The sequence below is a fragment of the Pseudomonas sp. NY15181 genome, from assembly GCF_048068055.1.
Lineage (GTDB): Bacteria > Pseudomonadota > Gammaproteobacteria > Pseudomonadales > Pseudomonadaceae > Pseudomonas.
This window is the reverse complement of the sequence record NZ_JBLUPT010000003.1, coordinates 588032-600003: the sequence shown is the minus strand read 5'-3', so window position 1 is coordinate 600003 and position 11972 is coordinate 588032. Positions and strand designations below refer to the sequence as shown.

Here is an 11972-nt window from a genome sequence, read left to right as displayed (position 1 = left end):
GGAGCGTAGGGCGTGCAACGTTCGACGTATTACGCCCTACGCCAGGTTCTCCGCCTGACCGAACTGTAGCTCGGCCAGCCGCGCATACAGCGGGCTGCTGGTCACCAGTTCGGCATGCCGACCCAGCGCCACCAGCCGGCCGTGGTCGATCACCGCGATGCGGTCAGCGTTCAGCACCGTGGCCAGGCGGTGCGCGATCACCAGCGTGGTGCGGCCGCTCATCAGCCCCGGCAGGGCTTGCTGGATCAGGTGTTCGCTTTCCGCGTCGAGCGCGCTGGTGGCCTCATCCAGCAGCAGGATCGGCGCATCCACCAGCAGCGCGCGGGCAATCGCCAACCGCTGGCGCTGGCCGCCGGAAAGCCCCTGGCCGCTCTCGCCCAGATGGGTGCGGTAGCCCTGCGGCAGGCGAAGGATGAATTCGTGCGCATGGGCGGCGCGAGCCGCGGCTTCAACCTCGGCGTCGGTAGCGTCGGGCCGGCCGTAGCGGATGTTCTCCTCCACGCTGCCGAAGAACAGCGCCGGGTTCTGCGACACCAGGGCGAAACTGCGGCGCAGATCAGCGGGGTCGAGCTGTGCGATGGGTTGGCCGTCGATGCGGATACGCCCCTGCTGCGGGTCGTAGAAACGCAGCAGCAGGTCGAACAGCGTGGACTTGCCGGCGCCGGAAGGCCCGACCAGCGCCAGGGTCTCCCCCGCCTCGACGCGCAGGTCGATGCCATCGATGGCCCACTGCTGCGGCCGCGCCGGATAGGCGAAGCGCACCCCTTCCAGCGAGAGGCTGCCGCTGACGCGCGCTGGCAGTTGCAGCACGTCGCCGCCCGGCGTGTGGATATCACTGCGCGCACGCAGCAGCTCGGCGATGCGCTCGGCCGCGCCTGCGGCACGCTGCAGCTCGCCGATCACCTCGCTCAGGGTGCCAAAGGCCATGCCGACGATCAGGCTGTAGAACACGAAGGCGGCCAGCTCGCCGGCGGTGATCCGCCCGGCGATCACATCCATGCCGCCGACCCAGAGCATCACGCCCACCGCGCCCAATACCAGCAGGATGACCACGCTGACCAGCCAGGAGCGCTGCATGATGCGCCGCCGCGCGGTATCGAAGGCCTGCTCGACGGTGACGCCGAAGCGCTGGCGATCCTGCGCCTGGTGGTTGTAGGCCTGCACCGTCTTGATCTGCCCCAGGGTCTCGCCGACGTAGCTGCCGACATCGGCGACGCGGTCCTGGCTCTGCCGCGACAGGCTGCGCACCCGGCGGCCGAACAGCAGGATCGGCGCGATCACCAGCGGCAGCGATGCGACCACGATACTGGTCAGCTTGGCGTTGGTGATGAACATCAGCGCCACGCCGCCGATCAGCATCAGCGTGTTGCGCAGGGCCATCGACAGCGACGAGCCGATCACCGTCTGCAGCAGCGTGGTATCGGCGGTCAGGCGCGACTGGATTTCCGAGGCACGGTTGTTCTCGTAGAAGCCCGGATGCAGCTCGATCAAGTGGTCGAACACCCGCCGGCGGATATCGGCGACGAAGCGCTCGCCGATCCACGACACCAGGTAGAAACGCACGAAGGTGCCCACCGCGAGCCCCGCCACCAGGACGAAGAAAATTCCAATGGCGCGGTTGAGCAACGGCTCGGACTGGGTGACGAAACCCTGGTCCACCAGCATGCGGATGCCCTGGCCCAGCGACAGGGTGATCGCCGCGGTGAACAGCAGGGCGACCAGCGCCCCCAGGGCACGCCAGCGATACGGGGCGAGGAACGAACGGGCCAGGCGCAGGGCGTTGCGCTGGCGGGACGACAGCAGGGGCATGGGCGTCTCGATGCACGCATCAGGGCCCACGAGCGTAGCACCCTGGGCGCCACGCAGGCGACGGCTGGCACGGCATGGAACCATTCATGCCATTACCGCCCCGAAGGATGCTCATTTCGTGTACAATGGGCGGCCAATTTGCGCAGACAGGTATGGCAGACATGACCTCCAAGCCCTCCACCCGCCAGAAATCCGCACCCAAGGCCCCCGCCGCGACCGCTACCAGCGAAGCTCTGGAAGCCCAGATTGCCGCCTTCCTGAACTCCGGCGGCGAGATCCAGCAGATCGCCAAGGGCGTCACCGGTCAGAACTACGGCGCACCGAGCCGCCACATCAGCCTCGGCAAGAAGTAACCCCCCTTTCGGCAAGCCTGCCGGCTCCGGCAGGCTGCCCGTTTTGCTGTTGCGCACACCCCTCGTAATTTCCGACTTCTTTTATTGCCTCAACACCTTGCTCTCGGGCAGAGTCCGCCAATAGTCAGGACCTGGCCGCCCCGGCCACCGTTGCAAGGAGCCCCTCGATGTTGCCCCCTCCCCCGGAAAAGCTGCTGTCCCGCAATCTGCTGGATGTGCTCATACGCGCCGGTCTGATTCTGCTGCTGGCCCTCTTCTGCTTCAGGATCTTCCATCCCTTCCTCGACCTGATGCTGTGGTCGGTGATCCTCGCCATCACCCTCTACCCGCTGCACCAGATGTTCAGCCGCGTCCTGGGGGAACGACCGAACAGCGCGGCGACGCTGATCGTGGTGCTGGGCCTGGTGATCCTGCTGGTGCCGGTGGTGGTGATCGGCCTGTCCATGGCCGAGTCCGTGCGCGACCTGGTGCAGGCGATCCAGAACCGCACCCTGCACATTCCGCTGCCGCCGGATGCGGTGCAGAAATGGCCGGTGATCGGACAGTACGTCTATCCGTTCTGGAATCGCGTCGCCACCGACTTCATGGGCGTAGCACAGCAACTGGCCCCGCACCTGCAGGGCGTGGCGAAGAAGATCGCCGGCCAGGCGGCAGGCGTCGGCATGGGGCTGATGCAGTTCCTCGCCGCCTTCGTCATCGCCGGCGTCATCATGGCCTACGGCAAGCTGGGCAGCCGCACCGCCTGCGACATCGCCATCCGCATCTCCGGCCCGGAGCGTGGCCCCGGTCTGGCCGAGCTGTGCACCGGGACCATCCGCGCGGTGGCCCAGGGCGTGGTGGGCGTGGCGTTCATCCAGACGATGATCCTCGGCCTCGGCTTCATCGTCATGGGCATCCCCGGCGCCGGCCTGCTGTCCCTGGGCGTACTGCTGCTGGGCATCACCCAGCTGCCGGTCGTGCTGATCACCCTGCCGGCGATCATCTATGTGTTCATGACCGGCGACTCGCTGCTGGTGAGCATCCTGTTCACCGTCTGGACCGTCATCGGCGGCCTCAGCGACAACGTGCTCAAGCCACTGCTGTTCGGCCGCGGCGCCAAGGTGCCGATGGCCGTGATCCTGATCGGCGCCCTGGGCGGCATGCTCAGCAACGGCATCATCGGCCTGTTCGTCGGCCCGGTGGTCCTGGCCCTGGGCTACGAGCTGTTCATGTCCTGGGTGCGTGAACGCGAAACCCTGGCGGAGCCGCCCGCCAATCCGTCGTCCTGAAACACCCTCGCCCGTGGCGCAGGCCACGGGCGTCGCTCCGCCCTGGAATGCCCACTCCCCTCGATTCCGCCGACCGGCAACGCCTACTGACTCAAGGTCCCCAAGGCTGACGAGGCCCGCAGCCGTTGGCGTGGGTTGTCCGTCCCTTCTTTCGCTCCCGTCCGTCGGTAGGTCTGACCGGATCATTCCGGCGGCTTGCGGTTACAATGGTGCCCCTTTTCCTGCCCCGGTCTCCCGTCATGTCCGAACCCATCCGCCTGTCCAAGCGCCTCGCCGAGCTGCTGTCCTGCTCGCGCCGCGAAGCCGAGCTGTACATCGAAGGCGGCTGGGTGACAGTGGATGGCGCAGTGGTGGAAGAGCCGCAGTTCAAGGTCGACGCCCAGCGCATCGAACTGCTGCCCGGCGCCATGCCCGAGCCCCTGCCACCGGTCACCCTGCTGCTGCACAAGCCCGCCGGCTACAGCGTCGAGGATGCCGTGGCGCTGCTGCGGGCGGACCAGCGCTGGAGTGAGGATCCCTCGTCGCAGCGCCTGCTGCGCAAGCACTTCCGCCAGCAGCGCCCGACCACCCCGCTCGAGGATGGCGCCAGTGGCCTGCTGGTGTTCACCCAGAACTTCGGCGTGATCCGCAAGCTGATGGACGATGCCGCGCGAGTCGAGCATGAGTACGTGATCGAGGTCAGCGGCGAACTGGATGCCCACGGCCTGAAGCAACTGGCCCAGGGCCTGCCGCTGAAAGCCAGTTGGCAGAGCGAGAAGCGCTTGCGCATCGCCGGCAAGCAGGTGCGTCCGGGGCTGATCGGCAAGCTGTGCCGGGAGGCCGGGTTGCGCGTCGAATCGATCCGCCGCATCCGCCTGGGCGGCGTGGCCATGGCCAAGCTGCCGGTCGGCCACTGGCGCTATCTGCAGCCGGGCGAACGCTTCTAAGGGGCGTTCCCGGCTCCCCGCGCAACGCGGGGAGCCGCTCTGGCACAAGGCCTTGCGCTGCTATCGATGGCGTCGATAGTGAACAGCAGGCGCTTTCAGTTCTCTTTGCCGGGCCTGGGCGGCATCTTCCTCCCATCAGCTCGCAGGAACCCGATTCGCCGGCCTCCTCTTCCAGGCCGCAGGGGCGAACCCGAAACCCGCGACACTCGCCCACGGTTCGAACGAGGATTGGATCATGCAAATCGTACTGGACTTCCTGCTGCTGGTTGGCTCCCTGGTGGAGCTGCTGCTTTATGTCGCCCTGGCCAGCGTTGTCCTGGCCACCGTCGTGCTGGCCAGCGTGGTCGCGGTGCTGACCCTGCGCTCGCCGGGCCAGCCGATCAGCATTCCCGAACGTCGCCGGCCAGTCGTCCGCAACCCGCGCGCCGTGGCGGCAGAACGCAAACCGGTGCTGGCGCAGGCGGCCTGAGTCAGCCTTCGACGCCAGGCCGGCAGCGCCCCAGCGGGGCGCCCAGCGCGCGTTCGGAGGCACTGCCCTGCTGGCCGTCGCAGGCCATCACCCTACGCCCCGCTCCAGAACTTCCTCAGCCTCCTCTCTGCCCAGAAGCGCTCCGAGTCATCCACCCGAGCGCCTCCGTCAGTCCCCTCACCTGGGCAATGCCACGCCTCAGTGGTGACCGATGCCCTGGTCTTCCAGGTGGTCCGCCTCGAACAGCGTTTCCAGTTCCTTGCGCGCCTCGCGGGCGGTCTGGATCACCGCCTTCTCGTCGTCGTAGACGCGGTACTGGGCCATCAGCACCGCTTCGTCGTGACGCCTGAAGCGGCGGATGCGCGCGGCGACCTGTTCCTCGTTCAGCCCAAGGCCGGTAAGCAGCAGGCGGCTCATTTCCAGGCTGGAGTGGAAGGTCTCGCGCACCGGGTTGGCGTCGGCGTCGAGCAGGTGGTAGACGTGCTGGCGGTTGCGCGCCCGGCCGATGATCTTCATGTGCGGGTAGAGCTTGCGCACCAGCCGCGCAGTCTCGATGTTGGTCTGCGGATCGTCGGTAGCCACCACGAAGAATTCGGCCTTCTCCACCTGCGCAGCGCGGAGGATTTCCGGGCGCAGCGGGTCACCGTAGAAGATCGGGATGTTGCCGTAGCTGCGGGTCAGTTCGATGGTGTCCACCGAGGTGTCCAGCGCCACGAAGGGCACGCCCTGGGCGCGCATGATACGGGCGACCACCTGGCCCATCCGGCCCATGCCGGCGATTACCACGCGGGGTGCGTCGTCGGGCAGTTGGCGGTACTCCGGCGGCGGCTCGCGCAGGGTGGCCGGCTTGGGCTTGATGCTGCGCGCCAGGGCCAGCACCAGCAGCGGCGTCATCGCCATCGACAGGGTGATGCCCAGCACCAGCAGCGCATGCAGGTCGGCATCCATCAGGCCCTGGGCCCGCGCCAGCTTGAACACCACGAAGGCGAACTCGCCGCCGGCCCCCAGCAGTACGCCCAGGCGCAACGCCGAGACCTTGTCCAGGCCACCGGCAAGACGGCCGATGATGAACAACAGCGGCAACTTGATACCCACCAGCAGCAGCGTCAGGCCGATCACCCGAAGCGGCTCGCTCTGGAACAGGCTGAGGTCGGCGCTCATGCCGACGCTGATGAAGAACAAGCCCAGCAGCAGTCCCTTGAACGGCTCGATCTGCGCTTCCAGCTCGTGACGGTACTCCGAGTCCGCCAGCAGCAGGCCGGCAAGGAAGGCGCCCAGGCCCATGGACACGCCGGCCTCTTCCATCAGCCAGGCGGTGCCCACCACCACCAGCAGCGCGGTGGCGGTGGACAGGTCGGCCTGGCCGGTACGGGCCACCGAGCGGAACACCGGACGCAGCAGGAAGCGCCCGCCGATCACCACCACGGCGATGCTGCCGACCACTTCCATGACGTGGGCCAGGTCGCCGCCGGCCGCCGCCGAATCGGCACGCGCCCCCAGCAGCGGAATCATGGCGATCAGCGGGATGGCGGCGATGTCCTGGAACAGCAGGATGGCGAAGGCCAGGCGGCCATAGGGGCTGTTCAGCTCCTTGCGCTCGGCGAGGATCTGCAGGCCGAAGGCGGTGGACGACAGGGCCAGGCCGCCACCGATCACCACCGCGGCGTTCACCGGCAGGTCGAACGCCAGCACGCCGAGGCTGCCGAGTGCCAGCGCGGTGAGCAGCACCTGGGCCAGGCCTACGCCGAACACCTGCTTGCGCATCACCCACAGGCGCTTGGGCGAAAGCTCCAGGCCGATGATGAACAGCAGCAGTACCACACCCAGCTCGGACAGGCTGGCGACGCTTTCCGGGTTGTCGATCAGCCCCAGCAGCGAGGGGCCGATGAACACGCCCGCCAGCAGGTAGCCGAGCACGGCCCCCAGCTGCATGCGCTTGGCCAGCGGCACCATGAAGACCGCAGCGAGCAGGAAGACCACTGCCGACTGCAGGTAATTCGTCCCATGTTCCATGTATCAAGACTCCTTGGAAGGGTTGGGGCGAAGCGAAGATCCACCCACGTCGTTCAAATCAGGCGTTTTCAAATCCGCTATCGAGGGCCACGCCCTCGGCCAGCAGGTGCCGCCGGAAATGTCCGGCCAGCGCCTCCACCTGCTCCCAGGGCTGTACGTGACGCTCGTCCAGCGCCACATGGCTGGCGGCGCGGCAACGCGCATCGAGCCCGCAATGCTGGTAGAAGGCGTTGACCACCTCGACCATCGGCTCACGCTGGTTTTCCATCAGGATGGCGCCGTGGGCGAGCACCACGTAGCGCCCGTCGCTCGGCCGGCGGCGCCAGCGCTGCGCGGTGCCGACCAGTTTTCGCCCGGTCAGGTTGACGTTGTAGCGGCCATCGCAGAAGGCGCCTTCCACTTCGCCCAATCCTGGGTCCAGGCCCAGGGCGGCAAGCCAGTCGCACAGTGGCTGGCACAGGCGCTGATAGGCGGTTTCGATGCGCGTCTGTTCGTTGTCCGTGGTCGGAATCGCGTAGACCAGGGCGACGTTGAGCACGGCCGGCGATTGCGGCACCGGCTCGCCGCCGGTGTCACGCAGCGCGATGGGCCAGCCCAGGCCGGCGCAGGCCTGCTCCGCCATAGCGAAACCTTCCAGCCGGCTGAGCCGGCGTGGCATCACCAGCGCCTGCTGGAGCGGGCGCCAGAACAGTAGCCCACTGTCCCGGCCGCCATGGAAGGCATCGTCCAGCAGGGCCCGCTCGGCATCCAGGCCGTCTTCCACCGGCAGGCGTTGCACTCTGTTCATGACCGATTCCTTCAGCATCCAGGGGGGCGGACTATGCCCGCAGCAGGCGAATCCGACAATGATCAGAGACGGGTAGTTGCGGCCATAGCGACTTTTCGAAGGTAGCTTCAGTGTGCGCCAGTGAACAACCTGAGCACTTCGTTTCGCCCTGCCATGACAGTGCCATCACTGCTGTCTATGCTCCAACTGCCCTGACGGGCCAGGGAGGGGCGGAAATCGTGTCCAGGACATGGCTCCAGCAGCTGCAGCACTCCATCGCTGTCAACGACGCGATGGCGCTGCCGGTTGCCCGGGAAAACCTGCGACGGCTGTATTTCGCCGCGGCCTTCGCCGTGGTTTTCGATCTCATCCACATCCTGGTGTTCTGGCTCAACCTGCAGGGTTCCAGCCCGGAGCACGACGGCTGGCGCCTCGACATCATCCGCATCCACACCACCATCGCCATCCTGTTCAGCACCCTGGGCCTGCTCGCCTGGCTCGCCTCGCGTGCCAAGCGCGAGGCGCCACTGTGGTACATGAAGCTCCTGAGCCTGCTGGCCAGCACCACCCTGCTCGGCTTCGGCATCGCCATCACCGGCGCGGACCAGCAGGTCACCAGCAGCATCACGCCCTTCCTGATGAGCTCCGTGGGCGCCGCCCTGATCATCCTGATGCGCCCCACCCATGCCATCACGCTCTACATATTCGCCCTCGGCCTCTTCGAGGTGACGATGGCGCTGACCCAGGCCACCCCGGAGCTGCGCCTGTCCAACCAGATGGGTGGGCTGACCATCTGCGGCATCGGCCTGATCCTGTCGCTGATCCTCTGGCATGGCCACATCCGCAACCTGCGCCAGCGCCTGTTCCTCCGCCAGCAGCGGCTGGAGCTGGAAGAAAAGAACCGCCAGCTGGAATACCTCGCCGGGCATGATCCGTTGACCGGGCTGTTCAACCGGCGGCAGTTCGACCAGCTGGTGACCATGGAGCTGTCACGGGTGTCCCGGCAGCCGGCGCCGGTCAGCCTGCTGATGGTGGACCTGGATCATTTCAAGTTCATCAACGACCGCTACGGCCACCCGCTGGGCGACGAAGTGATCCGCCATGCCGCCAACCTGCTGCGCAACTACACCCGCAACGGCGACAGCGTGGCGCGACTGGGTGGGGAGGAGTTCCTGCTGCTGTTGCCCGACACCGGCCAGGCGCAGGCGCGCAGCATCGCCGAGAAGGTCCGCAAGCTGCTGGAGGAAACCCCGCTGCCGATGAAGGACGGCCTGCTCTACCTGACTGCCAGTTTCGGCATCGCCAGCCTGGATGCCGGCGTACCCGGCACCTATGAATTGCTTTACGCGGCGGCGGACAAGGCGCTGTACCGGGCGAAGGCCAGCGGGCGCAACCGGGTGGAAGTGATCGAGGTGGGGGCGCAGATGGGGACGTTTGATTGACGGGCGTGGTGCGAACGCCAACGAATGCAGAAGCGCGCTTGCTCGCGGACAGGATAAACCGGCGATATCGGCGTTGGGCGGTTCGCGAGCAAGCTCGCTCCTACGAAGAGCAGCCGCACGCCCGATCTGGAACGTAGGGCGGATAACGTTCGACGTTATCCGCCGTTCGAGCTTGGCCCCGAAGCACTCGAACCTGGCCTTGGCGCCCTTGATGAGTTGCGGCATACAACCGCGAACGGTTGTTCGCCCTGTGGGGTGTCCCGGCGACTCCGTTACGGCGCGCTGTACTTGCGCGTCAGCCCCGGCGGCACGCCAGTGCTGTCGGTTTCGGTCCAGGGCCCCTGGGGACCGACGCTCCAGTACCAACCGTTATCCCAGTGGTAGTAGGTACGCTGGCGGTAATAGGTGTCCTTCTGCCCCTGCATCACGTAGACGCCCAGGCTGGCATCCCAGCGACCCTTGCCGCCGGGGGGCGGAGCGAACTGGGGCGCACGCTTGGAGGTCGGCTGCTGCTTGCTCGGCTGCGGGGTGATCGGCGAGGACGACGACTTGACCGGCGGCTTGGTGGCGCCCGGCTGCGTCGGAGCCGATGTCGGCCCCGACGGCTCCTCCGGCTGCGGCGGTTGCACCACGCAGCCACCCAGTACCAGCAAGGCGCTCAGCGCCAGCAATCTAACCTTCATCACCCTACCCTCTTCTATCTGTTTCAGCGCTGGTCCGGGCTGTCGATGGTCACTGCCTGCTCGCCAGCCTGGGCAGTAGACAACGTTTCACTGCGTCCGATCCATTCCCCGGCAGTCGCATTGCCAGCACGGGAAATCCGCGCCACCAGCTGCACCTGCGGGAAGGCCGAGAGCTTGAGTTGCGGCATCATCGCATCGGCGTCGCTGAGCGCCACTTCGCTGGGCAGGTCTGAGACCTTCAGGCGCTTCACCGCCAGCGGCATCGGTGGGCCGCTTACCGCACGGGCAAAGACGAACACGCTGTCGTCCGGCTTGACCTGGCCCTTCACGGCAGCGCTCAGGTCGACCTTCACCTTCAGGGTCACACCGGCTGTGGCCGCTGCGGCGGGAGCGGCGGGCGGCGTTTCACCCTTCTCGATCATGCGCTGGCGGGCGCGTTCGATGCCGCCGGCGATGGCTTCGCGCGACGGATCGTCGGCCGGGAGTATCGCAACCAGGCGACCCCAGTAATTGACGGCATCGGCGAACTTCTCGTCCTCGAAGGCGGCGATGCCGAGCAGGCCGAGGGTGGTGACTTCCTGCGGGTCCTTCTTCAGCGCTTCGTCCGCCAGGGCGCGCACTTCCGGGCTCAGCGACTTGTTGCCGGCGAAGTACAGCGCCTGGGCCCACTGGCCAAGGACTTCCGGCTGGCGGCCGGAAAGGCGCGCGGCCTGCTCGAAGGCCTTGGCGGCGTCGGCGGCGCGGTTCTGGGTCATGTAGGTGCGGCCGAGGAAGTACCAGCCTTCGGCGGAGTCCGGTTGGGCCTGCACCGCGCGCTCCAGGCGGGCGGTCATTTCTTCCATGGAGTGCGGCGCGGTAGCGAATTCGCGGGCCAGGGCCACCTTGTCGCTGGCGCCCCAATGCAGGTACAGGCCCAGGGCGAGGAACGGCAGCACCAGCACCACCAGCAGCGGCGCAGCGCGGCCGAGACGGGAGCGGCGGTCCTCGGAGGCGCCTTCGGTATCGGCCAGCAGTTCACGGGCGGCCTCGGCGCGGCCGGCTTCAAGCTGGGCATCGTCGAGGGTGCCGGCATCACGCTGGGCGGTCAGTTCCGCCAGGCGCTCCTGGTACAGGGCGACGTTGAGGGCGGTGCGGTCTTCCTCGGCCTGGGCGCGACGGCCGCGCAGCAGAGGGATCAGCAGGAATGCCAGGGCCACCAGCAACAGCAGGCCGGCGGCGAGCCAGAAGTCGATCATTTGTCTTGGTTATCCAGCAGTTGGTCGAGACGCGCCTGCTCCTCGGCGGACAGCGTGGTGGAGGTGGCGGCGGCCGGGCGGCGGCGACGGGCGACGATGACGCCGATCACGCCCACGCCCAGCAGCAGGAAGGCCGCCGGGCCGAACCAGAGCAGCCAGGTGCGCTCGCTGACTTCGGGCTTGTAGCGCACGAACTCGCCGTAGCGGTCGACCATGTAGTCAACGATCTGCTGGTTGCTCTTGCCTTGCTGCAACTGGGCGTAGATCTGCTTGCGCAGGTCGGCGGCGATCGGCGCGTTGGAGTCGGCGATGTCCTGGTTCTGGCACTTGGGGCAACGCAGTTCGGTGGTCAGGTCGCGGAAGCGCTGGCGCTCGGCGTCGTTGGCGAACTCGTAGGTGTCGATGGCTGCATGGGCGATGCCGGTGAGGGCAAGGCCGAGCGCAGCGGCGGCGAGAAGTCGCTTCATTTACCCTGCGCCTCGTCCACCAGCCCCTGGTAGATCGGCGCCAGCTGTTCGCGCCAGACCTTCTCGTCGACGGCGCCGACCAGCTTGTGCCGGATGATGCCGTCCTTGTCGATGATGTAAGTCTCCGGCGCGCCGTACACGCCCAGGTCAACGCCCAGGGTGCCGGTGGCATCGGCGATGTTCAGCAGGTAGGGGTTGTGCAGTTCGTTGAGCCACTTCTGCGCGGCGACGGCGTCGTCCTTGTAGTTGATGCCGTAGATCACCACGCCCTTGGCGGCGAGATCAGTCAGCACCGGGTGCTCGAAGCGGCAGGTCGGGCACCAGGTGCCCCACACGTTGACCAGCGCCGGCTTGCCCTTGAGATCGGCCTCGGTGTAGGTCTTGCCCGGCTCGGTGACGCTGGGCAGGGAGAACGCCGGGAACGGCTTGCCGATCAGCGCCGAGGGCAGCTCGCTGGGGTCCAGCCACAGGCCACGGAAGAGGAATACCGCGACGACCAGGAAGATCGCCAGGGGCAACAGCAGGATCGCACGCTTCACAC

The 11972-nt window shown here is 67.2% G+C and carries 12 protein-coding genes; 5 read left to right on the top strand and 7 right to left on the bottom strand.

All coding sequences use genetic code 11. The features are described 5' to 3' along the window. Nucleotides 1-36 precede the first annotated feature (36 nt). Nucleotides 37-1809, bottom strand: a complete 1773-nt coding sequence (locus tag ACNFBT_RS11560) for an ABC transporter transmembrane domain-containing protein (RefSeq protein ID WP_416749367.1) — start codon at nt 1807-1809, stop codon at nt 37-39. Nucleotides 1810-1961: 152 nt separating this feature from the next. Here ACNFBT_RS11560 and ACNFBT_RS11555 point away from each other — a divergent pair, with 152 nt between their 5' ends. The 4 genes from ACNFBT_RS11555 to ACNFBT_RS11540 all read left to right on the top strand — a co-directional run bounded on the left by ACNFBT_RS11555 (nt 1962) and on the right by ACNFBT_RS11540 (nt 4825). Continuing rightward, entirely contained in the window at nt 1962-2162 is a 201-nt protein-coding gene (locus ACNFBT_RS11555; protein ID WP_416749365.1) for a hypothetical protein, read from the top strand. A 167-nt stretch (nt 2163-2329) separates the two neighbouring features. Then, the gene (locus tag ACNFBT_RS11550) at nt 2330-3430 is read left to right on the top strand and encodes an AI-2E family transporter (protein WP_416749363.1); all 1101 of its coding nucleotides are present in this window, start codon (nt 2330-2332) and stop codon (nt 3428-3430) included. A gap of 239 nt (nt 3431-3669) precedes the next feature. Further along, nucleotides 3670-4356 (top strand): RNA pseudouridine synthase, encoded by a 687-nt coding sequence (locus ACNFBT_RS11545; RefSeq protein WP_416749361.1) that lies wholly within the window; start codon nt 3670-3672, stop codon nt 4354-4356. A 235-nt stretch (nt 4357-4591) separates the two neighbouring features. Next, nucleotides 4592-4825, top strand: a complete 234-nt coding sequence (locus tag ACNFBT_RS11540) for a hypothetical protein (RefSeq protein ID WP_416749359.1) — start codon at nt 4592-4594, stop codon at nt 4823-4825. Between the two features lie 198 nt (nt 4826-5023). On the opposite strand, the gene ACNFBT_RS11535 is transcribed toward ACNFBT_RS11540, so the two are convergent. Both ACNFBT_RS11535 and ACNFBT_RS11530 read right to left on the bottom strand, forming a co-directional pair. Then, the gene (locus ACNFBT_RS11535) at nt 5024-6838 is read right to left on the bottom strand and encodes a monovalent cation:proton antiporter-2 (CPA2) family protein (RefSeq protein ID WP_416749358.1); all 1815 of its coding nucleotides are present in this window, start codon (nt 6836-6838) and stop codon (nt 5024-5026) included. Nucleotides 6839-6896: 58 nt separating this feature from the next. Beyond that, nucleotides 6897-7625, bottom strand: coding sequence for a lipoate--protein ligase family protein (locus ACNFBT_RS11530; protein WP_416749356.1), 729 nt, complete (start codon nt 7623-7625; stop codon nt 6897-6899). A 218-nt stretch (nt 7626-7843) separates the two neighbouring features. On the opposite strand from ACNFBT_RS11530, the gene ACNFBT_RS11525 reads away from it, so the two are divergent. After that, nucleotides 7844-9046 (top strand): GGDEF domain-containing protein, encoded by a 1203-nt coding sequence (locus ACNFBT_RS11525; RefSeq protein ID WP_416749354.1) that lies wholly within the window; start codon nt 7844-7846, stop codon nt 9044-9046. Between the two features lie 272 nt (nt 9047-9318). Here ACNFBT_RS11525 and ACNFBT_RS11520 read toward each other — a convergent pair whose 3' ends face one another. Genes ACNFBT_RS11520 through dsbE form a run of 4 tightly spaced genes read right to left on the bottom strand, consistent with a single transcriptional unit; the run spans nt 9319 to nt 11970 of the window. Then, entirely contained in the window at nt 9319-9729 is a 411-nt protein-coding gene (locus ACNFBT_RS11520; RefSeq protein WP_416749352.1) for a hypothetical protein, read from the bottom strand. 23 nt (nt 9730-9752) lie between these two features. After that, a complete protein-coding gene (gene ccmI, locus ACNFBT_RS11515; RefSeq protein ID WP_416749350.1) occupies nt 9753-10964 on the bottom strand; it encodes a c-type cytochrome biogenesis protein CcmI in 1212 nt (403 codons plus the stop codon). Next, complete coding sequence (ccmH, locus tag ACNFBT_RS11510; protein WP_331317291.1) at nt 10961-11431, bottom strand: cytochrome c maturation protein CcmH; 471 nt, start codon at nt 11429-11431, stop codon at nt 10961-10963. The genes ccmI and ccmH overlap by 4 nt, the downstream gene beginning before the upstream one ends. Continuing rightward, nucleotides 11428-11970, bottom strand: a complete 543-nt coding sequence (gene dsbE / locus ACNFBT_RS11505; protein ID WP_331317289.1) for a thiol:disulfide interchange protein DsbE — start codon at nt 11968-11970, stop codon at nt 11428-11430. The genes ccmH and dsbE overlap by 4 nt, the downstream gene beginning before the upstream one ends. Nucleotides 11971-11972: the final 2 nt, after the last annotated feature.